General features: G+C 63.5%; 22 protein-coding genes. 16 read left to right on the top strand and 6 right to left on the bottom strand.

What is annotated here, in order from left to right; translation table 11 throughout:
- Positions 1-425: 425 nt before the first annotated feature.
- From LXN01_RS06875 to LXN01_RS06850, 6 genes are all read left to right on the top strand, one after another.
- Positions 426-2,567, top strand: coding sequence for a hydantoinase/oxoprolinase family protein (locus LXN01_RS06875; protein ID WP_236863888.1), 2,142 nt, complete (start codon positions 426-428; stop codon positions 2,565-2,567).
- The gene (locus LXN01_RS06870; protein ID WP_236863887.1) at positions 2,567-4,906 is read left to right on the top strand and encodes a hydantoinase B/oxoprolinase family protein; all 2,340 of its coding nucleotides are present in this window, start codon (positions 2,567-2,569) and stop codon (positions 4,904-4,906) included. The genes LXN01_RS06875 and LXN01_RS06870 overlap by 1 nt, the downstream gene beginning before the upstream one ends.
- Positions 4,907-5,703: 797 nt before the next feature.
- A complete protein-coding gene (locus tag LXN01_RS06865) occupies positions 5,704-6,507 on the top strand; it encodes an SDR family NAD(P)-dependent oxidoreductase (RefSeq protein ID WP_236863886.1) in 804 nt (267 codons plus the stop codon).
- A gap of 56 nt (positions 6,508-6,563) precedes the next feature.
- Positions 6,564-7,310, top strand: a complete 747-nt coding sequence (locus tag LXN01_RS06860) for an SDR family NAD(P)-dependent oxidoreductase (protein WP_236863885.1) — start codon at positions 6,564-6,566, stop codon at positions 7,308-7,310.
- A gap of 638 nt (positions 7,311-7,948) precedes the next feature.
- Entirely contained in the window at positions 7,949-8,461 is a 513-nt protein-coding gene (locus LXN01_RS06855) for a hypothetical protein (RefSeq protein ID WP_236863884.1), read from the top strand.
- 77 nt (positions 8,462-8,538) lie between these two features.
- A complete protein-coding gene (locus LXN01_RS06850) occupies positions 8,539-8,940 on the top strand; it encodes an 8-oxoguanine DNA glycosylase OGG fold protein (RefSeq protein ID WP_336885242.1) in 402 nt (133 codons plus the stop codon).
- Positions 8,941-9,066: 126 nt separating this feature from the next.
- On the opposite strand, the gene LXN01_RS06845 is transcribed toward LXN01_RS06850, so the two are convergent.
- Positions 9,067-9,969 carry an IclR family transcriptional regulator gene (locus tag LXN01_RS06845; protein WP_236863882.1) on the bottom strand — a complete coding sequence of 301 codons (903 nt, stop codon included), beginning with the start codon at positions 9,967-9,969 and terminating at the stop codon, positions 9,067-9,069.
- Between the two features lie 44 nt (positions 9,970-10,013).
- Here LXN01_RS06845 and dctP point away from each other — a divergent pair, with 44 nt between their 5' ends.
- The 4 genes from dctP to LXN01_RS06825 all read left to right on the top strand — a co-directional run bounded on the left by dctP (position 10,014) and on the right by LXN01_RS06825 (position 15,180).
- Complete coding sequence (gene dctP, locus LXN01_RS06840; RefSeq protein ID WP_236863881.1) at positions 10,014-11,408, top strand: TRAP transporter substrate-binding protein DctP; 1,395 nt, start codon at positions 10,014-10,016, stop codon at positions 11,406-11,408.
- Positions 11,409-11,471: 63 nt separating this feature from the next.
- On the top strand, positions 11,472-13,247 hold the full coding sequence (locus tag LXN01_RS06835; protein ID WP_236863880.1) for a thiamine pyrophosphate-binding protein: 1,776 nt from the start codon (positions 11,472-11,474) through the stop codon (positions 13,245-13,247).
- Complete coding sequence (gene budC / locus LXN01_RS06830) at positions 13,244-14,119, top strand: meso-2,3-butanediol dehydrogenase (RefSeq protein WP_236863879.1); 876 nt, start codon at positions 13,244-13,246, stop codon at positions 14,117-14,119. Before LXN01_RS06835 ends, budC begins: the two co-directional genes overlap by 4 nt.
- Positions 14,116-15,180, top strand: coding sequence for a 2,3-butanediol dehydrogenase (locus LXN01_RS06825; RefSeq protein WP_236863878.1), 1,065 nt, complete (start codon positions 14,116-14,118; stop codon positions 15,178-15,180). The genes budC and LXN01_RS06825 overlap by 4 nt, the downstream gene beginning before the upstream one ends.
- 80 nt (positions 15,181-15,260) lie before the next feature.
- Here the strand turns inward: LXN01_RS06825 and LXN01_RS06820 are convergent, their stop codons facing one another.
- Entirely contained in the window at positions 15,261-15,659 is a 399-nt protein-coding gene (locus LXN01_RS06820; protein ID WP_236863877.1) for a DUF1801 domain-containing protein, read from the bottom strand.
- Positions 15,660-15,738: 79 nt separating this feature from the next.
- Between LXN01_RS06820 and LXN01_RS06815 the strand changes: the two genes are divergently transcribed.
- Positions 15,739-16,581 carry a sigma-70 family RNA polymerase sigma factor gene (locus LXN01_RS06815; RefSeq protein ID WP_236863876.1) on the top strand — a complete coding sequence of 281 codons (843 nt, stop codon included), beginning with the start codon at positions 15,739-15,741 and terminating at the stop codon, positions 16,579-16,581.
- Between the two features lie 28 nt (positions 16,582-16,609).
- Here the strand turns inward: LXN01_RS06815 and LXN01_RS06810 are convergent, their stop codons facing one another.
- Complete coding sequence (locus LXN01_RS06810; RefSeq protein ID WP_236863907.1) at positions 16,610-16,837, bottom strand: hypothetical protein; 228 nt, start codon at positions 16,835-16,837, stop codon at positions 16,610-16,612.
- 239 nt (positions 16,838-17,076) lie between these two features.
- Complete coding sequence (locus LXN01_RS06805; RefSeq protein WP_236863875.1) at positions 17,077-18,525, bottom strand: MFS transporter; 1,449 nt, start codon at positions 18,523-18,525, stop codon at positions 17,077-17,079.
- Between the two features lie 333 nt (positions 18,526-18,858).
- Here LXN01_RS06805 and LXN01_RS06800 point away from each other — a divergent pair, with 333 nt between their 5' ends.
- Positions 18,859-19,947, top strand: coding sequence for an NAD(P)-dependent alcohol dehydrogenase (locus LXN01_RS06800; RefSeq protein ID WP_236863874.1), 1,089 nt, complete (start codon positions 18,859-18,861; stop codon positions 19,945-19,947).
- A 42-nt stretch (positions 19,948-19,989) separates the two neighbouring features.
- Here LXN01_RS06800 and LXN01_RS06795 read toward each other — a convergent pair whose 3' ends face one another.
- Positions 19,990-20,898, bottom strand: coding sequence for an SMP-30/gluconolactonase/LRE family protein (locus tag LXN01_RS06795; RefSeq protein ID WP_236863873.1), 909 nt, complete (start codon positions 20,896-20,898; stop codon positions 19,990-19,992).
- Positions 20,899-21,130: 232 nt separating this feature from the next.
- Here LXN01_RS06795 and LXN01_RS06790 point away from each other — a divergent pair, with 232 nt between their 5' ends.
- Entirely contained in the window at positions 21,131-21,448 is a 318-nt protein-coding gene (locus LXN01_RS06790) for a putative quinol monooxygenase (RefSeq protein ID WP_236863872.1), read from the top strand.
- A gap of 70 nt (positions 21,449-21,518) precedes the next feature.
- Here the strand turns inward: LXN01_RS06790 and LXN01_RS06785 are convergent, their stop codons facing one another.
- Positions 21,519-22,139 (bottom strand): NADPH-dependent F420 reductase, encoded by a 621-nt coding sequence (locus LXN01_RS06785; protein WP_336885241.1) that lies wholly within the window; start codon positions 22,137-22,139, stop codon positions 21,519-21,521.
- 207 nt (positions 22,140-22,346) lie between these two features.
- On the opposite strand from LXN01_RS06785, the gene LXN01_RS06780 reads away from it, so the two are divergent.
- Genes LXN01_RS06780 through LXN01_RS06770 form a run of 3 tightly spaced genes read left to right on the top strand, consistent with a single transcriptional unit; the run spans position 22,347 to position 24,726 of the window.
- Positions 22,347-23,459, top strand: a complete 1,113-nt coding sequence (locus tag LXN01_RS06780; RefSeq protein ID WP_236863871.1) for a thiamine pyrophosphate-dependent dehydrogenase E1 component subunit alpha — start codon at positions 22,347-22,349, stop codon at positions 23,457-23,459.
- Positions 23,456-24,496 carry an alpha-ketoacid dehydrogenase subunit beta gene (locus LXN01_RS06775; RefSeq protein ID WP_236863870.1) on the top strand — a complete coding sequence of 347 codons (1,041 nt, stop codon included), beginning with the start codon at positions 23,456-23,458 and terminating at the stop codon, positions 24,494-24,496. Before LXN01_RS06780 ends, LXN01_RS06775 begins: the two co-directional genes overlap by 4 nt.
- A complete protein-coding gene (locus tag LXN01_RS06770; RefSeq protein WP_236863869.1) occupies positions 24,493-24,726 on the top strand; it encodes a biotin/lipoyl-containing protein in 234 nt (77 codons plus the stop codon). The genes LXN01_RS06775 and LXN01_RS06770 overlap by 4 nt, the downstream gene beginning before the upstream one ends.
- Positions 24,727-24,770: the final 44 nt, after the last annotated feature.

Genomic DNA, 24,770 nt, shown 5'->3' with positions numbered 1-24,770 from the left:
AGGAAACTCTCCGCATGCCGCCGCCATCGCATGTAGCCCGTTCCAACGCTGGGAAAACGCTGCGGAAATCGCTGGATTCGCTGACCGCAGCAACGGCTCCAGGGGGGCGGACGCTCAAACAAATAGTGCACTTGACACATGATTGAGTGAGGTAGGACTATGTTGTTCTATGCCCACCTCGGCGGGTGCTCCTTCCGCGACAAGCGATTGGCGGGACGGAGAGTCATCCCTGCCGACATCTCGCTGCCTCGCCGCTTAATCCACTCGAAACCGTACCGCTAGGTAGGCGGCAGTCATCCAACAAAGGAGTTGCCATCATGCGATGCACTGTTCTGATTTACCCCAACTAGGTTCTTCGGCGTTGGCATCCTGCTCGTGGCGATGGGTGCTGCTCCGACGAAATATCACGATCAATAGGAGAAGGCATGAAGTACAGAGTCGGTATTGACATCGGTGGCACGTTCACTGACTGCGTGGCCATTGATACGAACGGCAGAGTCACTATTGGGAAGTCGCCGTCGACGCCGCCCAATTTCGAGGTTGGGTTCATGAACGCGATTGAAGCGGTCGCGAACAACCTGGGCACATCGCTCGAGGAGTTCCTCCCCTCCATCGATTCGTTGCTTCACGGGTGCACGGTGGGCACAAATGCACTGGTTGAAGGGCGCACAGCAAAAGTCGGACTGATCACCTCGGCGGGACATGCTGACTCCATCTTCATCATGCGAGGCGGCGGTCGGCTGGCCAACCAGACGCCCGACTATATTGCCCATGTCTCCATGCATGAGAAGCCGGCGCCCTTGGTTCCGCGGTCGCTGGTTCGGGAGATCGGCGAAAGGGTGACCCGAGACGGCTCTGTTCTGGCGAAAGTGGATGAGGCCGAGGTCAGGGCCGCTGTTCAGAGCTTGCTCGACAGTGGAGTGGAGGCATTCGCCGTGTCGCTGCTGTGGTCGGTGAGCAATGATGCCCACGAGCGGGAAGTCGGGCGGATTATCGCGGAGATGGCACCGCGCGCGTTCGTGTCTCTGGGGTCGGCCATGGTCAACCGGATCGGCGAGTACGAACGCACTGTTGCCACTGTGGTGAACTCGCTGATTGGACCGGAGATGACGTCGTATCTGTCCCGGATGCACGACGCATTGGCCGGCTCCGGATTCACTCGCGAGTTGGGCATCATGACGTGCTCGGGTGGACTGGTGAGCTCGACTCTTGCGCAGGAGCATCCTATTCTCACGATCGGTTCTGGGCCGGTAGCGGGAGTGGTCGGTTCGCAGACCCTTGCACGGATCGGAGATGTCAACGAGCGTGAGCGCGAGGGGGACAAAGCGCTCAACACCATCACAACCGATATGGGTGGCACGACTCTCGATGTCGGGATCCTCTCGCGGGGAATTCCGAGTACACGCTCGACGACTTGGTTTGGGCAGTACGCGTACTATGTGCCCTCAATCGACGTCAGATCCGTGGGCGCTGGTGGGGGTTCGATCATCCACTACCACGAAAGCTCGGGAACAATTCGGGTAGGACCCGAGAGTGCGGGTGCAAATCCCGGGCCGGCGGCGTTCGGCAGGGGCGGCACGCGGCCGACGATCACCGATGCGGACCTCGTCCTCGGCTACCTGAACCCGGAGTATTTCCTCAAGGGCGGCATTCCACTCGATCTCGCCGCCGCGCGCACAGCGCTGGAGACCGTCGGCAAGCCGCTCGGTATGACAGCCGAGGAGGTCGCTGCGGCTGCTGGACGCCTCGTCGACAGCCATATGGCCGATGAGATCCGCCTGCTGAGCATCCACGAGGGCCATGACCCCCGCGACTTCACGATGTTCGCCTACGGCGGCAATGGCGCCGTCCATGCACCGGCATTCGCACGAGAGCTCGGTGTCCGAAATGTCGTGATTCCGCTCGGCGACCTGGCAGCAGGATTCTCAGCGCTGGGAGTCGCCTCGTCGGACTTCCTAGTCGTTGAGGAGGCAAGCGTGATGACGCAGCACCCGTTCGACCTCGAAAAGCTCAACTCCACCTGGAGCAGGCTGGAATCTAGCGCATTGGAGCGGATGGTCGCGCAGGGAGTCAATGCGTCTGAGGTGCAGTTCGAACGAATTGCAGAGATGCGATACTCCCAGCAGGTCCACGAGGTCCCCGTGGCCGCACCCCTTGGCGAATACACCCAATCGACCGCCGATGAACTGGTCGTTGAGTTCGAGCAGGAGTACGCGCGGGTGTTCGGTGAAACCAGCGTGATGGCAAACGCCGGCCACCAGGTCAGCACACTTGTGGTCAAGGCCGTCGCACCGACGGGAACGGCCGGAGTGCTGCGCGAATCCGAGAACGGTACTGGGCACCCACCACTCAAGGGAGAACGCGGGGTGATTTGGTACGAAGAGGGGCTGGAACGCAGGCCGACCCCCATTTACCACGGAGAGGACTTCCTGCGCGGAATGCGAATCATCGGTCCCGCCATCGTCGAATACCCCGACACCACGCTCGTTGTCCGCGCCGACCAAACGGCGCGCATCACACCCACCGGCTCCATCATGGTCGAAATCACCGCAGAGGAGAGCAACTAATGACTGAGCTCGCAAGTCACGCTGCCCCAACCCAGGCATCCGAAGCTGCACCGAAACCAGAGATCGTCTGGGACGGTTCGTTTCACAGCTACCGGCCTACCGACGACTGGCGATCGAAGGTGTCGCCCACCGTGAGGTTCTTCGAACCCGACTCGATGGACGTGGATCCGGTGGTCTTGGAGGTTCTGCGCTATCGGATGTGGACAATCAACGTGGCCCACGGAACGACGATCCAGCGCATTTCCGGATCGCCCATCCTCCAGATCCTCGATTTCAACATGTGCATTCTCACCGGCGACGGCGAGATCGTCATGAACGCTCCGTACTTCCAGCACCTCAACTCTGGTGCGCCGTACATCGTCAAGTACATTCTCGAGAACTTCGGCGGAGAACCCGGCATCAAGGACGGAGACATCTTCCTATGCAACGATCCGTGGATCGGTGCCGTTCATCAGATGGACGTCTTTATCGGGATGCCCGTGTTCGTCGACGGCAAGATCGTCGCGTGGGTGACCAACGCTGCCCATCAGGCTGACCTGGGCGGCACTGCCCCCGGCGGCTTCCCACAGAATGCGCCCGACGTATTCCATGACCCGACCGTCTTCACGCCCGTCAAGATCGTTGAAGCAGGGACGCTCCGGAAGGACATCGAGGCGGCCTACCTGAGGCAGTCTCGCGCCCCCTCGATGGTGGCCATCGATCTGCGCGGCCAGATCGCGGGCGTTGAGTTCGCCCGAAGTGAGATACTGCGCGCCTGTGAGCAATTCGGAGCGGCAACCGTTCGTTCGACGATGGCGCGGATTCTCGACAGTGCTCAGCAGGACTTTGCAGAACTCCTGAAGACAATCCCGGACGGCACGTGGACGCAGGTCCGGTATTTCGATGAGAACCTCCCGGGCGACCGCCGTACACATCGGATGCAGGTCAACTTCCATAAGGAAGGTGACCGATTGCGGATCGATAATCACGGAACCGATGCGCAGGTCGACGGTCCCATCGGCTTCACCTTCGCCTGCTTCAAAGGCGCGGTGCTCGGCGGGATCACTCTTTCCACACTGTACGAGCAGTTGTTCGCCGCCGGCGGCGCGGACAGACAGATTGACTGGGATGTCCAACCCGGCCTGCTCAACTGCGTCGATTGGCCAGCCGCGGTCAGCGCGGGATCATCTCAACAGCTCGGCTCGATCGACCTAGCATTCGAAACGATGTCCAAGATGCTCACGTCCATCCCTGGAAGAGAGGACGACGTGCAGGCTCAGAGCGGATCGTCCAATGTTCTCGTCTTCTTCGGAGCTACCGAGACGGTGTCGCCTTCCTTGCCGAGCGCCGATGCCTTAGGAACGGGTGCGGGAGCACACCTCGATCGCGACGGAATCGACACTGCTGGATCCTCGCACTCCCCGCTGTCTCTCTATCCCTCAACAGAGGAAACAGAGATGTCCTATCCAATCCTGTACCTATACCGGCAGCAGCAGATCGACAGCGGCGGTGCCGGGGAGTTCCGTGGTGGGGTCGGGAACCGATTCGCCCTCGCATCGTATGACGTCGACACTCTCGGTCTCATGACCGCCGGTTCCGCGCAGTCGGCGACCACTCATTCTGCTCCCGGTCTCTTCGGCGGCTACCCATCCCCGACCAACGAAACCCGTGTACTGCGGGGTGCGAATGCTCGACTGCTATACGAACGCGGTCGGGTACCGGTTCGCCCCGACGACTTCGACCCGAGCTCTCAGCAGAGGTTGGGGAGCAAGACCGAGGCGCTGCCGTTTAAGGAGGAAGACGTCGTCCTCGTTCGGGTCCCCGGTGGTGGAGGTGTCGGTGATCCCCTCAACCGTGATCCACAACGAGTCGCCGAAGACGTTGTCGACGGGTTGGTGTCGGTCCAAGCGGCGACCGACGTCTACGGCGTTGTGCTCGGGGAGGATCAGACAGTCGATCTCCAAGCGACCCAGTCCCTCCGCGACGAGTACAAGCGTCAGCGACGGGACTGGACGCCAGTGGCAGAGATCTGGCCCGAAGGGGAATCCGAGACGACGGGTGCCATCGGCGAACCCGCCTTCAGCATCCACCCGCGCATCATGTCAGTCGACGCAGGATCGGAGCGAATTCTCCAATGCACCTGTGGGCATCGGCTCGCTGCTGGCACGGCGAACTACAAGTACGGGCTGCTAGTCGACGAACAACCGGTCACTGCCATCCCACTGGTCGAAGATCCGACCGAATTTATTGATGAACCGATGGCTTTCCGACGCTACTGCTGCCCCGGATGCCTCACAATGCTCGTCACCGAGATTGCGCGGAAGGCTGACGATCCACTGCCTGATGTGGCACTTGGGTGAACGATGCCCTTGATAGGCAGCGCCTCGCACGCGCGGCACTGCTGGAATCACCGAAGATGCACGATCAGAAAGGAATCTAAGCGGCCCCCCGGACGCTGGTCACCCTGCCGATCGGGAAGGCGGGTTCTTGAATCCCACCGTGGGTGACCAGTTGGAGACTCGGCAGCGTGGCCATTTCCACCACCATCTCTAATGGAGGTGGCCAGACGGCGGGACTAGCACGGCGGTAAACGCAAAAACACGGGGGCGATCACGATGTGATTGCCCCCGTGCTGTCGTCCCGGATCCCTCCTAGTCTGAGGTACGCCAAGCGACCACACGGGCTCCATGATCCGTGGCCCATCACTTTGGTGCACTCGGGAACGACTGATGACCTGGACTGGAGCCCAGCCCGAGCCGTTCGCCTGAAGGGGGCTTAGGTTGTGGCCGTGCTGTGCCGCTGCTCGAGACGCTATCAGGCCGGCGAGGCGGCAACTGATGATGTTTCGGCGTCGATGACGGTACGGGCTCTGAGCGCCCTCATGAGTGGGGAGGTGGTTGATGATGCTAACACTAAGGTGGGTTACGAGCAGGTAGTTGTGTTGAGTCAGTGAGCCCGTGAGAGGCAGAGAACGCGATCTACTGAAGTAGTGCAATTGACGGCAAAGATAGTTCGAATAGACTATCGGAGGGCGTGAGAACCAACGGCAACCGGCGAGGGTGCATTGCCGAGGGGAAGTTCCTGAGACTATCGGTGATGGATTTACCGCCTCCCGCGTTCTCTCCCCCAGTCAATAGACACGATGAGGAGTTTGAAAATGGGTTCACGTTTTGATGGGAAAGTCGTGGTTGTTACCGGCGCTGCGAGTGGCATCGGCATGGGCATCGCGGGGCAGTTCGCGGCCGAGGGAGCATCTGTTGTCCTGGCGGACATCGATGACATCAATGGTGAAGAAGCTGCGAAGTCGATCCGGTCCGCGGGCGGGAGCGCGATCTTCGCTCGCCATGACGTGATGAGCGAAGACTCCTGGATAGCGACCATTGCTACCACTAAGTCGGAATTCGGCGGCATCAATATCCTGGTCAACAACGCTGGCGGCAATCGACCAAGCAGACTGGTGGACATGAGCTTTGAGGACTGGAGGTTTCAGCTCACGCTCAACCTTGACGGAGCATTTCTAGGCATGAAGTACGTGACCCCGGTAATTACCGAGAGCGGTGGTGGCAGCATCGTCAACGTCTCCTCCGAAGCGGGAATGAACCCTTGGGTAGACAGCGCCGCATATTGTGCTGCCAAAGCGGGCCTGAAGATGCTCACCAAAGTAGCGGCGCTCGAAAACGCCTACGACAAGAACAATGTGCGGGTCAATTCCATTCATCCTGGAATAATTCAGACACCAGCATGGGGTTCGTTAAGTTCGTTGACCGATGATGAAGAAGGCCAGACTGACGTCGACAAGTTCGCGAATTTGGTGGCCCCTGTCAAATATGCGGGAAAGCCGATCGACATCGCGAACGGGGTGCTATTCCTGGCCCACGACGACAACCGATACATCACCGGAGCGGAACTGCTCATTGACGGTGGCCAGGCAATCGCGCCTCCCAACGCCATGACCCTCTGACGTCAGCCCCCGATACCACTGCCGACAGCCCACACCGGTAACCGAAGGAATCAATCATGCCTGCAAAGCTCGATGAGAAGGTAGTACTTATTTCCGGGGCCGGCGGAACCAAGGGGTTGGCTTTGACGCAACTCCTCGTCAGCGCAGGCGCCAAGGTATACGTCACTGATGTGGACGTGTCCAAGGTGGATCAGGTAGCGCAGCACACGGAACATCCCGAAAACGTGACGCACCTGAAGCTGGATGTCGGAGAGGAGGGCGACTGGGCCGACGTCGTCAATCGCATTGAGGAGTCCGAAGGCGGAATCGATGTCTTGATTAACAGCGCGCGCCAATTTGGCGTCGGCAAAGTTGAGGACCTCACAATCGAAGACTGGCGTCGCTGTACCGCCGCCAACCTCGACGGCACCTTCTTAGGAGCCAAGACTGTACTGCCGCTGATGGTCAAGGGTGGAAGAGGTGGCTCCATCATCAACGTGATATCGATGGCATCGCTCCATCCCACCGACAACACCCCAAATTACAGCGCGTGCAACGCGGCGGCCATGAATCTTCTGAAGACGATTGCGATTCAGTACGCCGAGCACGGAGTCCGGGCGAACGCGGTGATTGCCGGATTTTCTGCCAATTCTCCCCTAGACGACACGCATGAGTTGGCAAAGCGGGTAGTTCCGTTGGGAAGGCCTGGCAGCGGCACCGACATGGCCAATGCAATAATCTGGCTCGCCTCGGAAGACTCGTCCTACGTGACGGGCACCGGGCTCACGGTCGACGGCGGGTGGTCCCTCCAGCTCAGCTTGTAGTGCCTTAAAGAAACATTGGCTGCCTCCGTTCAGAGATTCGGCGGTCCTGAGCGCATGACAAGGGAGCCCTGTGTCAATAGGGCAGCCGAAGCACTCAGCAGTCCCTACGGCTAAGCGACAAACAGCGCATCATCGTGCTCCGCCACCGTCTGCTACAAGCTGTCTCAAAATCCACCGTTTACTTGGACCGTCGCGTCCCTCGCAAGGAACGAACGATTTCTGAACTGGCGATCGCTGATCGTCTCGTCCTCTAATGCAGCCGACTATCAATTCGCCTGACGGTGGTGCTCGGGCTCGATCAGCGCGTCCAACGAGAGCCAAGGATCGGTGGTCCTAGATAAGTGCGGTGAGAGACATTCCGATTTACGGAGGGGTCGACTATATTCGGCACATGAAAACTCATGTGTTCGCTGTAATTGCAGCCTCTGCAGCCATCGTTCTGTCCGGGTGTGGATCGACTGGTTCCGACGCTGAAAGCCTTGAAGTTGAGGCCAAGGAGCAAGAGCAATCTCCGAGTAGTGAACCAACCCCTCTGACTCAGGCTGAGTGGGCCGAGATGTGTTTGCCAGATGGGACCGACCCAGACAGTCCTCGGTGTACCGAAGACATGGGTTCCGGTGCGTCGGCAGAGGAGGGTAGTGCCTTCGATGGTGTGCAGGGGGGAGTGGGTTCTGTACCGAACCATCGACTCCGAGTCGATTATTCATGACTGGTCGCTGAGGATCGATTCGGCGGAAGTGACGGACTCGATTGAGGGTGCTGCAGACAACCCGGAGTATTACTCCGGGGAGAATTATGATGCGCCAGAACGGATCACGGCTGAGGCTAAAGAGGGCATGGAGCTGTTGCACGTCGTCTATACGGCGCGCAACGACGGCATGGAACCCGGTGGGCTTCCTGTCACTTACGCGGTGATCTTCTCCGATGGTGAGGTGTTCGCCCCTACCGGCGACGACGACGATTATGGCTACAACCTGACTTTGAACCGGGATCCTGCAGCCGGGCAGAGCCAACAGAACCCCCACTCGGAGGCTCAGGGCGACATCGTCATTGAAATCCCGGCGGATTCTGAACTTGCCGCCGTTGAGTTCTGTGACCCATACATCGACTCGGGTTTCTGCACCACTATTGAACTGACTGACGTCGATTAGTTCGGCTCGGTTGCTTGATCAGGGAAGTCCTCCTGAACCGGCGCGTTAGTGCTCAACCAGCTGTATCAGTCTTCCTGATGGCCAGGCTTGGGAATCCTCGTGCGTGCACGACGGTGGGATCGCGATGGGTGCGGTGTGGTGTGCAGCTTCCCGGGTACATCTACTTCCTCACGGCGAAGGACCAAGAACGTCCACCGGCGCCCGTGATGGATGCGGTCGTCGATCGCTGGTTTGAAATCCATGCCCCGGATCGTCCTCTCACTGTGGACTACTGGCATACGCCGAGTTACCAGCTGTTCCTCGAGAGCCTGACCGAATGGGCGGCGGATATTCGCCAGAAGTTCAGCCACGATATCGGCCTTGACGACGTCGAGTACTTAATTTTGCGGATGGCAGCGGGTTTGAAGGAAACGGATGGAGAGAGTCGTGGGACGCCGAACAGCGCGCGCTTCCTCCTTCGCTCATCTTCGACCAGTTGAGAGATCTCGCCAGCTCGAGGTCTGACCTCGATCGAACTCACCAGTTGATCAACGAGCTTGAGTCGCTTCTCGAAGTGGGCAGAGATGGCGAGGAAGTAGTCCGAGGCTGAGCCTTCGCCCCATCGTTCAATCTGAACGACCACGGTTGGCGTCCGCAGCGATCCGCTGAGCCGTGTTTACGACTTCCAACCCGACCTCAGCGACCCTGGCCCCGGTCACCGGTAGCTCAAGATCGGTGACGAGCAGGATGTGCGCAACCCTCTCGTCGGCGTCGAATATCGGTGCATTGATCGAGACTGGGTGGTACTCGACCTCGTTGTCCAATTCTCCGAGGAGCTGGATCTGGCCTGCCGGGCTGATCCCCTGCTGAAGCATCCGAGCGCGCTGCGAGCCGTGGGCCGTTCCGATTGCGGCGTGGACGATCTCGCCGAGAGGCGCTGGGGAAGGACGAAACTCTTCCACTGCGAACCCGCGCTCACGAATGATCGCGAGGCACTCCTCAAGTTCGTGCCGGTCTTCCGGCGGCGCGTGAGAGAGCCAATTCTGGCGGAGGTCCTCGGCACCCCATGCGGCAACTACTGAGGCAAACGGCGGTTTGAAGCTAATGGTGTCACCAGCCTTGAGGCCGATTGCTGAACCATTCGATCCTCGCTGGCGGGCCCGAGCCGAGCCGGTGGCGACGTCCACAACGACAATGCCCTGCGGCCCCTCCGAAACGAGCATGCACGTCGCATCAAGCACCTGAGCAAGGGACAGGGCGTGCGGGCGAACGATGTCGACGAGTTCAAAGGATTCCTCTGCGGCGCGGCCGACCTCGACCAGCCTAGGCCCGAGTCGAAAAAGCTTGGTCCTGGGGTCGCGCACGAGCCAGCCGACGTTGAGGAGTTCGCGGAGCATAGGATAGATGGTCGCCTTATTGACGCCGAGGTGCGTGGAGATCTCAGCAAGGCTGCGACCGGAGCCTCCGACCTCGGACAACATCTCGATAATCTCGACCAGCCGCTCGGTCTGGGGTGAAGGTCGTGCCATTGACTCATCGTAACCTCGGGAATCGAGGTTGCATAGTGCAACTCTTGACGAGCACAGTGCAACCCTCTACCGTCAGTGCAGGAAGGGCTGCGCGCTCTACTCATTTCGGTCCTGAACAGCTCAATGAGGAGTTTTTGATGGGGATTACCTTTGGAAGAAGGCGTCGTAACGCGCTGTCTGCCGTTGCGGCTGCAATTGGATTGGCACTTGTTGCTTCCGGGTGTGCCGGCTCCGCCGGTCAGGCCAGCGGCGGCGGACAGGGTGAGTCGTTCGACCACGGAGCATCATTAGAGGAGACGCAGGCGGCATTCGCTGATGTTGAGCCGATTACCTTGACATTCCAGACCGGCGCCTCGGCTCCGGACGGCCCGCTGGGGCAGACTTACCAAAACTTCGCTGATCAGGTGAAAGAGTGGTCGGGCGACAAGGTCACCATTGAACTCAACTGGTCGGGTTCGATCGCCGCTCTGACTGAGGTCGATGACGCTCTGGCCGATGGTCGCTTGGACTTGGGGCAACTGAGCTTTACTTACCAGCCACAGGAATTCCCGGTCAACAACAGCATGAACGATGCCTCAGTGGCAGGAGCTGTGACTCCGTTGTCCGGGGAGATCGCCCAGACTCTGGGAATGCTCCAGGCGACGACCGAAACCCCTGCAGTGTATGAGGAGTATGCAGAGAAGGGCATTACTCCGCTCCTGCCGATCGCCAACTTCGGGACCACGGGTATGGCTTGCTCGGAACCGGTGTCTTCGGTAGCTGACTTCGAAGGGCTTCAGATCCTCTCGAATTCGACGATCCAGTCCGAGCAGGTCAAGGCGTTGGGCGGAAATGCCACCAGCGTGGAATACACCGAGCTCTACGAGGCCTTCCAGAGAGGGATCGTCGACTGTGCGCTGGCAGTGCCGCCGGTCTACCAGGGAATGGGACTGCCGGAAGTCGCGCCGTATTTCTACTACCCAGAGGACACGAACTTCCAGTCGGGTCCGACGGCTATTCTTGCCGGCTCCAGCTGGGAGTCGCTGCCTCTGCCTGTGCGACAGCTGATCTACGACAAGATCTACGAATGGCTCAGGGACTCCAACCACGCCGCGTTCCGCTATCTGGACCAGTCGAGCAAGGGCGTCGCGCAGGCTGGAGGGGAGATCGGCGTATTCGACAGGAGCGTTTCGGAAGCCCTCAGAACCGTCAACGAGGACATCCTTGCTGAGCAGACGGCCAGCGATCTCTACGACGCCGCTGATTTCACGGAAAGGTACACGGCGGCGGTCCAGCAGTGGCAGGAAGAGGCGGTGGCAAGTGGATTCACCGATGATGGAAGCTTCGCAGATTTCGGGGACTGGTATCAGGGAGACCTGTCGAGCGCTTCAGCAGACTACCTCGCTGAATTCTATGCTGCCGGATTCGAGGACGCCGCAGGTTCCAGACGTCCCGAGTAGCGAGGCAGGGTCAACCCCAGACGAGTAATGACTTGATCACGAGCACAATGGAGTGAAAGCACTATGACAACACAGATCGCACAGGATCAATCCCCGACCACTGCGCCGACCCCGAGCGTACGGACTGGTGGCTCGTACCTGGCCGAAGCCCTCCAACGCGCAGGGCTGACCACCGTATTCACTTTGCACGGTGGACACCTCGATGCCTTCTTCGTCGAGTGCCGGAAGCACGGAATCGCTTTGACTGACACTCGCCACGAGGCGAGTGCAGGGCACGCTGCAGCGGGCTATGCAAAGGCCACAGGGAGCCCGGCAGTCGCCGTGGTCACCTCGGGCCCGGGTTTTCTCAACGTCATCACCGCAGTGGGTGACGCCTTCCTCGACCGAGTGCCGATGGTCGTGATAGCGGGAGCCCCGCCACTGCGTGAAAGCGAGCGCAATCTGCTGCAGGCGGGCATCGACCAAATCGCCATGGTCAAACCCGTCACCAAGTTCGCCTTCCAGGTCACCCATCCTTGGCGGATCCCCGAGATCGTCGGCCTCGCCAAGGCGAAGGCAACCGAGGGTGTTCCGGGCCCCGTCCTCATAGAGGTGCCGATCGACGTGCTCTTCGACGAGGCTTCTGAAGCAGAGGTCCGGTTTCCGTCCTACGCTGCTCCCGGCTCATTTGCTGGAGCAACTGAAGCACAGGTCGCTCAGGCTGCAGAGCTGCTTACTGAGGCGGAACGGCCGATGGTGTTCGTGGGCGGAGGCGTGACGTTCGCCCACGCGCAGGAGGACTTGCGGGCGCTGGCCGAGGGGCTCGGCCTGCCGGTGTGCGCGCCGAACAAGTCCGAGGGGATCATCGCCTACGATTCCCCGGAATGGGGCGGAGGCCTCGGTACTGCGGGGGTGCTTGCGACGCAGGAAAAGGCCCCCGATGTGGTGCTCATGTTGGGCTTGCGCCAGGGCATGTTCAGCGGTGGAGCCAAAGGTTTCTTCCCGGACGCCGCGATTATCCAGGTCGACATCGACGGCAGCGAGCTGGGGCGGATCTTCGACGTCGAGGTGCCAATTGTCGGGGACTGCCGCGACGTGCTGCAGCAATTGCGCTCCGCTATGGCATCCGAGGCTTCCGCCGGCGAGATCCGCAGTCTTCGTCAGGGGTGGCTGTCTGATGTGCGCACGGCCCGTGACTCCCATGCCGTGCAGTTCGCAGATAGGGGCACCGAGAGCGGACGGATGCACCCCTATCATGCGTCGAAGGCGGTCATCGAGTCGCTGCCAGAGGATGTCACTTACGTGCTGGACGGCGGAGAAAACGCTCCGTGGGCGACCTATCACATCAAGGCCCGCAACGTAGGAGACGTGTTGCGGATCGGCTACCTCGGCTGCCTTGGAGTGGGCCAGGGCTACGCGATGGGAGCATATGCTGCTAATCCCCGGACCACCGTAATTTTCACCGGTGACGGCGCCTTGGGCTTCAACATCCAGGAGTTCGAGGCGATGGTGCGTCATCGCATTCCGATCATCACTGTTGTCTACAACAACAAGGTGTGGGGGATGTCGATTCATGGCCAGCAGACGGTCTACGGTGAAGAAGGCGTCGTAGTCAGTCGGCTCGAGGACAGCGACTACCACAAGGTGTGCGAGGCGTTCGGCGGCTACGGCGAACGGGTCACTGCTCTCGAAGATATTCCAGGCGCCGTTCAACGAGCCCTCGATTCCGGGCTTCCGGCTTGCCTCAATCTAGAAATCGATCCGGAAGTCATCCATCCCACAACGCTGCGTCTGCTGGGGGATGTCAACAATCCGGACGAAATTGTTGTGCCCTACTACTCGAACTTCCCGCGGCGATGAGCGACGCCGACTTCACAGGCCGGGCCGCTATCGTCAGCGGCGGTGCGTCGGGAATTGGCGCGAGCGTGACGCGGCGGTTGTTGGAGGGTGGGGCGCAGGTGGCTGTACTCGACTACTCGGCGGAGAACCTCGCGCGGTTCGCCGCATCGGTCGCGCAGCGCGCTGATCAGCTGCTCGCCGTCGAGGTCGATGTCTCCGACTCCGCTGCTGTGAACGCGGCGGTCGCCGACTTCACTGCGCAGAGCGGGCGGCTCGATATCGCGGTGGCCAACGCCGGGATCGGCGGAGTTGGTGGAGTCGCTGAGCTGGACGACGCCTCTTGGCGGGCAGTGCAGTCCGTGGTGGTTGACGGTGTCTTCCATCTATGCCGAGCATCGCTGCCTCACCTCGTCAGCACCGGTGGCAGCATTGTCACGACGAGTTCGATCTCCGGACTGGGTGGTGATCGGCGGATGGCCGCCTACGCCGCGGCGAAAGGGGCAGTCATCAATCTGACCCGAAGCATGGCAGTGGATTACGGAAGGCGCGGAGTTCGTGTGAACTCGGTGGCGCCGGGGCCCGTAGCCACCCCGATCCTTCGGCCCGCGCTGGATCGGAGCACCGAGCTCAGTGAGACTTATGCGCAGCGGATTCCACTGGGTCGGATCGCCGAACCGGATGAAATCGCCGAGGTGATCCTGTTTCTCGCCTCGGAAAGGGCCTCGTTCATCAACGGAGCGGTACTGCCAGTCGATGGGGGACTCACCGCTTGGACCGCGCAGCCCGATATCGTCGGCAGTGCCGACTTCCCGGAGACGTTCGCCGTACCGGCGGGCACAATGTTGACGGATCGAGCAACTGAAGCCGCTGAGGTCCCGGGAGCCACAGCATGAAGGCCGTGATGTACTACGGCAAGCATGATGTGCGTGTCGAAGAGGTACCGGCACCCCCGCTGCTATCTGGTTCCGTCAGGATCCGGCCGGCTTATAACGGGATTTGCGGGAGCGACCTGCACCTCTATCACGATGGTCCTAACGCACTCGCCCCGACGGGCGAAGTGTCACATCCGCTCTCCGGTGAGACGCTTCCGGTCGTGCTGGGACACGAGTTCTCAGGGATCGTCACGGAAGTCGGCGAAGATGTCGAAGGACTCGCACCGGGGGACGCTGTTGCCGTTGAGCCGCTGCTGGTCGACGACACGTGCGCTGCCTGCCGAAGCGGCTCCTACAACCTGTGTCATCAACTCGGATTCATCGGCATCTCGGGTGGCGGGGGCGGCCTCAGCGAGCAGGTCGTGGTGCCCGTGCGGTGGGTGCACCCGATTGGTGACGTCCCACTGGACGAAGGTGCGCTTATCGAACCACTGGCGGTAGCAGTACATGCCGTCAGGCACGCCAGGGCTAAAGAGGGCCAAACCGCAGTAGTCGGCGGGGCGGGGCCGATCGGCCTTCTCACCGCCGCGGTTCTCAAGGCCTATGGAGTCAGGACCATAGTCAGTGAAGTCTCCGATCTACGGCGCGCTGTCGCTGCGTCAACCGGTGTTGCGGACGAGGTTGTCGATCCCACGCAGGATGACTTGAGTGAGCTGGTCCTTGAGGCCACCTCTGGCGCCGGTGCTGACGTTGCCTTCGACGCGGTCGGGTCTGGCGCTGTGCTGTCGCAGTTGTTCCACCTGCTGAGCGCGCGGGGACGGCTGGAAGTCGTTGCAGTTCACAAGGAGCCGTTCCCGCTCGACATCTCCGCCCAGCTGATGCGTCACGATCGGGAGATCGGCAGCTCATTGGCATATGCGAACGACCACTCCGAGGCAATTGAACTCGCCAGGAGCGGTAGGGTTCACCTCGGTGATTTCATCACCAGTCGGATTCGCGCTGAGGAAATTGTGGAGAAGGGCTTCGAACGCCTGATCGCTAATCGCGGCAGCGAGGTGAAGATTCTCGCATCTATGAGCTGACTCAGGTCCAGTGAGCGGCGGAATGCTGAGTGCGCACCGTGTGGCGACGGCGCACCGCACGAGAGCGGACGGCTTGGCTCCTACCCGCGGCCCTTGGAAGCGGCATTGAACTCAGCCGCCTCGCGCACCAGGGCCCGGAAGGCCGCCTCGTCGAGGGAATCGCCCTTGCCGAGGTCGATCGCCCGCCACGCCTTCCCACCCAGACCTGCATTGAATACGCCGCCGCTGTCCACCAGCTGTGCCCCCTGGGGAAAGGTCAGCTTGACCTTCGCCTTGTGCGCGTTGCCGACGGCGACAATCCCGTTGTGCTCCCACACCGGACTGCCCATCCACTTCCAGGTCTCCTCCACGTCGGGAAGCTCGGCGCGGATGAGCCGACGGATTCGGGCCAGCAGCTCTCCACGCCAGTCGTCGAGCGAAGCGATGAGCGCGTCGATCTTCTCCGGGGCGCTGATTTGAGCCTTCTGCGGTTCCGTCATGCCTGTCTCCTCCGTGTGCCGCCTGGGCGAGGGGTTCTGTCACCTACTATGACGGGGTAATCGGCGAAAGTGTGACGAGATGAACGAGCTGACTGCGGTTTTCGAAGACGAGCGTGTGCGGCTGCTCCGGCTGGCGGAGCGGATCCTGGCCGACCACGCGGAAGCCGAGGACATCGTCCAGCAGGCGTGGCTGCGGCTGGCCGGCACCGCCCAGGAGATCGACAATGTCCCGGCCTGGCTGACCACGGTGACGACCCGGCTGTGCCTGGACCGGCTGCGGGCCAAGACTCCCATCCCGGACGACGAGATCCATGACAGCACCGAGACCTACCCCGACCCGGCCGAGGAGGTGGTGCTGGCCGGCGCGGTCGGCGCCGCGCTGCAGGTGGTGCTCGACAGCCTGACCCCGCGGGAGCGGGTGGCCTTCGTCCTGCACGAGAGCTTCGGCTTCGACTTCGCGACGATCGCCGCCATCCTGGACACCAGCGTCCCCGCGGCCCGGAAGCTCGCCTCCCGAGCTCGAACCAAGGTCACCCCACCGTCGCCCGAGGCGCAGCTCGCCGACTGGGAAGTCGTCGACGCCTTCCTCGTCGCCGCCCGCGAGGGCGATTTCAGCCGCCTGCTCGATCTGCTCGCCCCCGACGTGGTCGTCACCGGCGATCAGGCGGCGGTGGCGCTGGGCACCCCGGAGCGGATCACCGGACGCCAGCCGGTGGCCGAGTTCTTCAACGGTGCAGCGAAGGCCGCCTTCGGGGTGTTCCTCGGCGACCGGCCCGGTGCGGCGTGGATCCACCGCGGGGAGGCGCGCGTCGCCTTCGACTTCACGATCGTCGACGGCCGGGTCTCCGGCATCACCTTCCGGGCGGCACCGGAGATCCTGGCCTCGGTGCGGCGCCGGAAAGCGGGCGCAGCGGTTCAATGACCGCGGCGCCCGCCCGGCCGGGGTCGGCTCAGTCCTCCGGCAGCTGTGCGAAAGCCCTCTTCGTGTCGCGATACCAGCCCATCGCGGCCACCGGCCGGCGCCACCGCCCCTTCATCTCCTCGTGGGCCGGCTCGTGCGCGGCGTCCCCGGTCCGCACTGATTCCCGCAGGTGGCGGTCCTGGGCCTTGATCACGGTGTCGGCGTTCTCGCCGCGCAGCTCGTGGTCGCACGGTCCGCCGAGCTGCTTGCAGGTCATCGTCTTCACGTCTGTTCCTCCCTCATCGAGTGCGCCGCCCTCGGAATGGGCTTCAGCGCCTTTCACTGTGATGACGAACGGCGACGGGAAAACGTGACCGACCTGGAGAACCCGGCCCCCGCCTCGGCGTCGGACTGCGGGCGAGACATCGGGAGACGACGAGGCGGGGGCACCTTCCCTGGGGAGGTACCCCCGCCTCGCGGAGGTGGGTGCCGGAGCGGCGCTCCGGGCTCAGCCGATCACGGCTCGGAGGCGATCTCCTCAGCGATCGTGGCGCTGTCGGAATCCAGCGACTTCGACTTGGTCTCCGGCGACAGCACCAGCGCGATCAGGGTCAGCACCGAGGCGAACGCCAGGTAGTAGCCGACGTGCGCCACCGAGTAGCTCTGCACCAGCCACGTCGCGACGAACGGGGTCAGCGCCGCGCCCAGGATCGAGGACACGTTGTAGGCGATGCCGGAGCCGGTGTAGCGGGTGTTCGTCGGGAACAGCTCCGGCAGGATGGCGGACATCGGGCCGAACGTCAGGCCCATCAGCGTCATGCCGACGATGAGGAACAGCATCATCTGCATGGTGTTCAGGTCGGTGCCCTGGCCGATCGAGTCGGCGCTCAGCCACCACCCGAAGGTCAGGCCGAAGAGGAGGAGCAGCCCGGTGATGACGATCAGGGTGGGCTTGCGGCCGAACCGGTCGGCGAGCCAGCCGGCGACGGGCACGAAGGCGGCGAAGAACAGGATGCCGACCAGCTGCAGGACGAGGAAGTCGTCGTACGGGACACCCAGCCCGCCGGTCTGCTCCGGATCACCGATCGCGTAGGACAGGATCCACGTGGTCATCAGGTAGAACAGCACGTACGTGGCGAGCATGATGAAGGTGCCCAGGATCAGCTGCCACCAGCTCTTGCGGAAGACCTCGCTCAGCGGGGCCTTGACGCGCTCGTCGTTGGCGGCCGCGCGGCGGAACACCGGGGTCTCCTCCAGGCGGACGCGCACGTACAGGCCGACGGCGACCATCACCAGCGACAGCAGGAACGGCAGTCGCCACACCCAGGTGAGGAACGGGCCGTCCATGTCCGGGTTGGTCGAGTCGTGGCTGAACGTCAGCGCGAGGATCAGGAACAGGCCGTTGGCGAGCAGGAAGCCGAACGGGGCGCCCAGCTGCGGCCACATGGCCGCCCACGCGCGCTTGCCCTTCTTGGCGGTCTCGGTGGCCAGCAGAGCGGCTCCGGACCACTCGCCGCCCAGGCCGAGGCCCTGGCAGAAGCGCAGGATCGTCAGCAGCGCGGGCGCGAACAGGCCGACCTGGAAGTAGGTCGGCAGCAGGCCGATGAGGAACGTCGCGATGCCCATGGTCAGTAGCGAGCCGATGAGCGTGGTCTTCCGGCCGATCCGGTCGCCGAAGTGGCCGAACAGCACCGACCCGACGGGGCGTGCGACGAAGGCGGCGCCGAAGGTCGCCATCGAGGCCAGCAGGGCAGCGCCCTGGTCGCCGGAGGGGAAGAAGATCAGGGGGAACACCGACACCGCTGCAGTGGCGTAGACGTAGAAGTCGTAGAACTCGATCGTCGTGCCCATCAGGGACGCGACCACCACGCGCGAGCGCGGGACGCCCAGTTCCTTGCTGCCGTCGTCGTCGACGTCGACCGACTCCGGCGGGGTCGAACTGCTCGTGGACTGGTCAGTGGACATGACAGTGCTCTCCTCGGACGATGATGGCGGTGAGGCAGAACGGGCGGGGCCGACGGCGCCGCCGGCCTTGGGGAGTGGGCCGCGCGCGGTGCCGGACAGGCCGGGCGGGTTCAGCAACCCCACTAGTTTAAGACTTAACCACCATTCGGACAAAGTTTTCGCACTGTGAGATGCAAGACAGCAGGGCGTGATGCGTCTTCCGCGGTCGCCAACACCTCCTCTTGCTCAATTCGAGCAATCCACCTTGATGGCATCTGTATGGTTGCGGGGGAAGGCTGGCAGCAGTCCTGGCGTGTGCTGCTGTTGGCACCGCTCACGCGCCAAGGGGAGATCATGAAGATCCAAGCAGCTGTCGTTCGGGAGACCGGCGCACCGCTATCGGTCGAGGAGCTGGAGCTGGGTGGCCTGCAGCCCACCGAGGTGCGGGTGCGAATGGTTGCGACAGGAATCTGCCATACCGATGCGACGGCACGTGATGGTGCCTACCCGATCTCGGCACCATGCGTCCTCGGGCACGAGGGTGCTGGAGTCGTCGAGGAAGTGGGTGCCGCAGTGACCAGCGTCGCGGCCGGAGACCACGTCGTCATGGCGCCTGCCTCCTGCGGCACGTGCAAGCAGTGCCGCAGAGGTGAGATGGCGTACTGCGAGCACTACCTCGATCTGAACCTGAGCGGCCGGCACACTGCCCTGTCCTCCGGCGGGGAACCTGTGGCGTCGCACTTCTTCGGGCAGTCGTCCTTCGCCACATACGCGAACGTGATGGAGAACAGCGTTGTCAAGGTTGATCCCGAGGCGCCCCTGGAGATGCTCGGCTCGTTCGGCTGTGGATTGCAGACCGGGGCCGGTGCTGTGCTCAACGATCTGCGACCGGAAGCGGCGACGGCTCTCGTGGTCATTGGTACTGGCGCGGTCGGATCGGCGGCGATCATGGCCGCCAAGATTGCCGGGTGCACGACGGTGATCGCCGTGGACCTTCACGATTCGCGGCTGGAGCTGGCCCGAGAGCTGGGCGCGACTCATACCATCAACTCGGGCAAGACGGACATGGTCGAGGAGATCAAGAGGATCACCGGCGGCGAAGGCGTGAACTACGCTGTCGACACGACTGCCGTGCCCGCGGTGCTGGGCCAGATCGTCGAGGCGCTCGCCGTCCGCGGCACCCTCGTGGCCGTGGGCAACACGCAGTTCGGCACGGAAGCGCCATTCGAGATCGGCGAGTCCCAGGTCAAGGGCTGGACGTTCAAGATGAACGTCCAGGGCAGCTCGGTGTACCACGTATTCATCCCACGCCTGATCGAACTGTGGCAGCAGGGGCGGTTCCCCTTCGAGAAACTCGTGAAGACCTACAGCCTCGAGGACATCAACCAGGCATTCGAAGACTCAGCAAACGGCTCGACGATCAAGCCGATCATCATCTTCTGACCGATCGACTGCTGATCGCAGAGCTGAGCACGGAGGACGGCCCTACGGCAGTCCTCCGTGCTCGACCGAGACCCGCACCGACTGCAGCTGCGCCTCGCGCGCGTTCTTCCGCCGCCCTTCCGCGAAGTCCGGCGCCGTGCAGAGGAACAGGGTCTTCCCGTCCTCGCCGCCCAGCGCGCAGGCGTACACCCCGGGGCTGACCGAGATCTCCTCGACGATCTCGCCGCCCTCGCGCACCCGGATCGCGCGCGCGCTGTCGGCATCGGCGATCCAGAGCGTGCCGTCCGCCGCCCCGCTGCAGCCGTCGGGTGCGACGGTGAGTGCCTGCAGCGCCTCCTTGACGTTCGCGCTGCTGGGCGCGGGACCGAAGCTTGCCCAGTCGCGCCGCGCCCCCAGACTGCCGTCGGCGGCGACGTCGAATGCCGAGATCCGATTGCCGAAGGTCTCTGCCACCAGCAGCACGTTGTCGTCGGTGAGCACCATGCCGTTGGGGAACCACAGGTCCTCTGCGGCGACCTCGACGGTGCCGTCCGGATCGACGCGGACGATGCTGCTCGAGGTCAGCGAGGCGCCGCCCATGAGGTCGAAGCCGAACGCGCCCACGTACGCCCGACCCTCGCGGTCGACGACCATGTCGTTGAGCTTGTCATTGAGCTTGCCCTGCAGGTCGGCGTGGGTGACGAGCGAGCCGTCCTCCTCCCGGCGGAGGATCTTCTGGTCCCGCATGGAGACGATGAGCAGTCGGCCGTCGGGCAGCCACCCCAGGCCGCTGGGCTGCTGAGGGACCTCGGCCTCCACGCGACGGTCGCTGCCGTCCTCGCGGGCGGACAGGACCTGATGCGTGTAGAAGTCGGAGACCCAGACGCGGCCATCGTGCCAGCGCGGGCCCTCGAGGAACGAGAGCTGGTCCAGGACGATCGTCGGCTCGGCAGTCGTCGGTTCGGTGCTCATGGACATCCTCCTTGATGCGGGGTGAGCAGATGTTCGAACTGTATTGAAACCCAGAGGTCCGGTCAACGGCTGCTGGTCCGGCGGAAGGGGACCAGCCGACCGGTCCGCCAACCCGCCGACCTTGCGACGAGTCGAGGCTGCAGCACGAGCGCACGTTCGGAGAAGCGCCGCGTGCCGGCTCTTGGGACTATCGAAGGGACCAGCCCGCCAACCCGACAAGGAGCACCCAGTCATGATCATCGTCGCAGGACACATCACCGTCGCGCCCGAGGAGCGCGAGGACTACCTCGCCAGCTGCGTGAACATCGTCGAGCAGGCGCGCAACGCGTCCGGCTGCCTCGACATGTCGATCTCGGCCGACCTCGTCGATCCCGCCAGGATCAACATCTTCGAGCGCTGGGAGTCGCAGGCCGAGCTCGACGCCTTCCGCACGGGCGGACCGGCCCCCGAGCAGCGCGCGGCGATGCTCTCGGTCTCCGTGGAGGAGTACGACGTCGCCGAGGCGCGCTCCCTGTTCGGAGAGGCGCCGGCCGAGGAGCCCGCCGGCTGACCACGCTGGCCGGCACCCGCCTCGGCTCAGGGCGGGCTGGTCGACGCCGGACTCGCCGCAGGTGGCGGCGTTACTTGACCAGGCCGAAACCGCCGCTCCAGCTGATCTTCTCCGCCCCGGCGAGGGTCAGCTGCAGGAAGCCGAGGGCTTCCAGCTCGTGGGCGCGCTTGAGGGAACCGGCGTCGAGCGCGTCCAGACCGCCGGCATTGATGTCGGTGATCAGGGCGCTCTTCGCGGCCTCGTCGTCGCCGGCGACCAGCACGGTGGTCGTCAGGTCGCCGGTCTTCCCGGAGTTCAGGGTGGCGGCGAAGGTGGTGTTGAACGCCTTGAGAACCGTGGAGTCGGGCAGCTTGCCCTGGATCTCGGCTGCAGCGGAGGAGCCGGCGGGAACGACCAGCTCGTCGAAAGTGTCGAAGTTCAACGGGTTGGTGATGTCGATGACGGTCTTGCCGGCGAGGGCCTCACGGTGCCGCGTGATGATCTCATCGACCGCCGGGTAGGGAACGGCGAGGATGACGACCTCGCCCTCGATAGTCGCGGTGGTGGCCTCCCCGTGGGAGAGGTTGTCGGTGGAGGCGCCGCCCTTGCTGAGCACGCCGGAGATCGCGGTTCCCATGTTGCCGGTGCCGAAGATGGTGTAGGTGGTCATGGCGGCCCCTTCCCGGTGGGCTTGGCGCTGTGTGGTCGTCATGGCGGGACTGGTGTCGCGCCCGAACAGTTTCTGAATCAGTCGCCGGATCATGATTCCATGCTAGAGCGAGTGAGCTTGACTTTCGACGCTTCTTCGGGACGAAAGTGGGGTCTTCTCGGTGGCGTGTTCGGCTCCGGTGATCATTGCCTGCTGCCGTCAGGCGAACTAGGATTCGCGGTACGGAAGCAGAGGCCAATGGGGGCAGCTATGACCGAATCCACGCACGCATCGGAATCGACGACCGAATGCACGACCACATCCACCACCACTCGATCCGCACCGGCAGACGCGCCGGTCCCGGATACTCGCGAAACCTCCGCGCCCGGACGCGATCTCTCCGACGACACCCGCCTCGGGCTCTATTCGACCATGGTCCTCTCCCGGACCTATGAGGAGGCGATCCTCCGGGAGTACCACGCCGACAAGGGGCCCGGCTTCGACATCGGCAAGGGCCTGATCCCCGGCGAGATGCACCTCTCCGCCGGGCAGGAACCCGTGGCGGCGGGCGTCTGCGCGCACCTGACCGCCGAGGACGCCGTCACCGCCACCCACCGGCCGCACCACTTCGCGGTCGCGCACGGCGTGGACATGAAGAAGATGACGGCGGAGATCTTCGGCCGCACCACCGGGCTCGGGCGGGGCAGGGGCGGGCACATGCACCTGTTCGACCCCGACGTCCACTTCTCGTGCTCGGGCATCGTCGCCGAGGGCTATCCGCCGGCGCTGGGCATGGCCTTCGCCTTCAAGCGGCGGGGCACTGATGCGATCGCCGTTGCGGTCGCCGGCGAGGGCGCCGCCAACCAGGGCGCGTTCCACGAATCCCTCAACCTGGCGGCACTGTGGAAGCTGCCGGTGGTGTTCATCGTCGAGGACAACGAATGGGGCATCTCGGTGGCCCGGACCGCCTCGACCGCGGTGAGCTCGAACGCCGTCCGGGCGGCCGGCTACGGCATCCCCGGCGAGCGGATCGAGGACAACGACGTCGAGGCGGTCTACCAGGCGGCCGGACGCGCCGTCGAGCGCGCTCGCGCCGGCGAGGGACCCAGCCTCATCGAAGTGGCGACCCTGCGGCTCTGGGGCCACTTCGAGGGCGACGCCCAGGGCTACCGCACCGACCTCGACGACATCACCGCCCTGGACCCGATCCCGCGCTACGAATCCCGGCTGCGCGAGGCCGGCGTGCTCGACGACGCCGCGGTCGATTCCGCCCGGGAGCGCGCCGTCACGCAGGTCGAGGAGGCGATCGACTTCGCCAAGGACAGCGACATCCCGGACCCCGCCGATCTCATGAAGTACATCTTCGCCGAGGAGGAGCGATGACCTCGACCGACACCACGCAGGCGACCCAGCAGGCCCGCCGCCGGCTCAACACCTCGAAGGCGATGGTCGAGGCGATCACCCAGGAGATGGAGCGCGACGACTCGATCGTCTACCTCGGCGAGGACGTCGGCGAGTACGGCGGCATCTTCTCCTCGACCACGGGCTTGCTCGAGCGGTTCGGGAAGGATCGGATCATCGACACCCCGATCTCGGAGACCGCGTTCATCGGGCTGGGGATCGGCGCAGCGACCGAGGGCATGCGGCCGATCGTCGAGCTGATGTTCGCGGACTTCCTGGGCGTGTGCCTGGACCAGATCTACAACCACATGGCCAAGATCCACTACTTCTCCGGCGGCAACGTCAAGGTGCCCATGGTGCTGACGACGGCCGTGGGCGGCGGGTACTCCGACGGCGGCCAGCACTCCCAGACCCTGTGGGGCACGTTCGCCCACCTGCCGGGCATGAAGGTCGTCGTGCCGTCCAACCCCGCCGACGCCAAGGGTCTCATGACCTCCGCGATCCGGGACGACAATCCCGTCGTGTACATGTTCCACAAGGGGATCATGGGGCTGCCGTGGATGGCGAAGAACAAGCGGTCGATCGACATCGTGCCGGAGGGCGAGCACCTCGTGCCGATCGGCAAGGCGCGCGTCGCGCGGGAGGGCTCGGACGCCACGATCGTCACGCTGTCCCTGTCGGTGCACCATTCGCTCGACGTCGCCGAGGCGCTCGCCGGCGAGGGCATCGACGTCGAGGTGATCGACCTGCGGTCGCTCGTCCCGCTGGACCGGGAGGCGATCCTCGACTCCGTGCGCAAGACCGGCCGGTTGATCGTAGTCGACGAGGACTACCTGTCGTTCGGCGTGTCCGGCGAGGTGGTCGCCACCGTCACCGACGTCGACCCCGGCCTCCTGAAGGCACCGGTCAAACGGGTGACGATGCCGGATGTGCCGATCCCGTACGCCCACGACTTGGAGTACGCGGCGCTGCCCACGCGGGACCGGATCGAGGCCGCTGTGCGCGAGGTGGTGTCATGACCGACATCGTGTTCCCGCAGCTGAGCGAGGACAAGCCGGACGCCGAGGGCGTGCTCGCCACCTGGTACGTGGCCGACGGGGAGACCGTCAACGTGGACCAGCTGATCGGCGAGGTCCAGGTCGACAAGGTCGACGCCGAGGTGTTCGCCCCGGCTGCCGGCGTCATCGAACTCCTCGTCGCGGAGGACGAGGCGGTCGCTCAGGGCAGCCCCATCGCGCGGATCACCTGAGGCGGGGCCGCTGGGACCGGCCACCCGGTCCCAGCGGTCGTCCG

The organism is Brevibacterium daeguense (assembly GCF_021729135.1).
Lineage (GTDB): Bacteria > Actinomycetota > Actinomycetes > Actinomycetales > Brevibacteriaceae > Brevibacterium > Brevibacterium daeguense.
Note: the sequence above shows the minus strand (reverse complement) of the source record. Positions and strands in the feature narration are given on the sequence as shown.

Excerpts from the sequence above, each read along its gene's own strand:
- LXN01_RS06810 (WP_236863907.1), bottom strand. The coding sequence starts at position 16,837 with ATGACCTGCAAGCAGCTCGGCGGACCGTGCGACCACGAGCTGCGCGGC.
- LXN01_RS06775 (WP_236863870.1), top strand. The coding sequence starts at position 23,456 with ATGACCTCGACCGACACCACGCAGGCGACCCAGCAGGCCCGCCGCCGG.
- LXN01_RS06845 (WP_236863882.1), bottom strand. The coding sequence starts at position 9,969 with ATGGCACGACCTTCACCCCAGACCGAGCGGCTGGTCGAGATTATCGAG.
- LXN01_RS06780 (WP_236863871.1), top strand. The coding sequence starts at position 22,347 with ATGACCGAATCCACGCACGCATCGGAATCGACGACCGAATGCACGACC.
- LXN01_RS06790 (WP_236863872.1), top strand. The coding sequence starts at position 21,131 with ATGATCATCGTCGCAGGACACATCACCGTCGCGCCCGAGGAGCGCGAG.
- LXN01_RS06875 (WP_236863888.1), top strand. The coding sequence starts at position 426 with ATGAAGTACAGAGTCGGTATTGACATCGGTGGCACGTTCACTGACTGC.
- LXN01_RS06865 (WP_236863886.1), top strand. The coding sequence starts at position 5,704 with ATGGGTTCACGTTTTGATGGGAAAGTCGTGGTTGTTACCGGCGCTGCG.
- LXN01_RS06820 (WP_236863877.1), bottom strand. The coding sequence starts at position 15,659 with ATGACGGAACCGCAGAAGGCTCAAATCAGCGCCCCGGAGAAGATCGAC.
- LXN01_RS06805 (WP_236863875.1), bottom strand. The coding sequence starts at position 18,525 with ATGTCCACTGACCAGTCCACGAGCAGTTCGACCCCGCCGGAGTCGGTC.
- LXN01_RS06800 (WP_236863874.1), top strand. The coding sequence starts at position 18,859 with ATGAAGATCCAAGCAGCTGTCGTTCGGGAGACCGGCGCACCGCTATCG.
- LXN01_RS06795 (WP_236863873.1), bottom strand. The coding sequence starts at position 20,898 with ATGAGCACCGAACCGACGACTGCCGAGCCGACGATCGTCCTGGACCAG.
- LXN01_RS06860 (WP_236863885.1), top strand. The coding sequence starts at position 6,564 with ATGCCTGCAAAGCTCGATGAGAAGGTAGTACTTATTTCCGGGGCCGGC.
- LXN01_RS06785 (WP_336885241.1), bottom strand. The coding sequence starts at position 22,139 with ATGACGACCACACAGCGCCAAGCCCACCGGGAAGGGGCCGCCATGACC.
- LXN01_RS06770 (WP_236863869.1), top strand. The coding sequence starts at position 24,493 with ATGACCGACATCGTGTTCCCGCAGCTGAGCGAGGACAAGCCGGACGCC.
- budC (WP_236863879.1), top strand. The coding sequence starts at position 13,244 with ATGAGCGACGCCGACTTCACAGGCCGGGCCGCTATCGTCAGCGGCGGT.
- LXN01_RS06815 (WP_236863876.1), top strand. The coding sequence starts at position 15,739 with ATGAACGAGCTGACTGCGGTTTTCGAAGACGAGCGTGTGCGGCTGCTC.
- LXN01_RS06870 (WP_236863887.1), top strand. The coding sequence starts at position 2,567 with ATGACTGAGCTCGCAAGTCACGCTGCCCCAACCCAGGCATCCGAAGCT.
- LXN01_RS06825 (WP_236863878.1), top strand. The coding sequence starts at position 14,116 with ATGAAGGCCGTGATGTACTACGGCAAGCATGATGTGCGTGTCGAAGAG.
- LXN01_RS06835 (WP_236863880.1), top strand. The coding sequence starts at position 11,472 with ATGACAACACAGATCGCACAGGATCAATCCCCGACCACTGCGCCGACC.
- LXN01_RS06850 (WP_336885242.1), top strand. The coding sequence starts at position 8,539 with ATGGCCAGGCTTGGGAATCCTCGTGCGTGCACGACGGTGGGATCGCGA.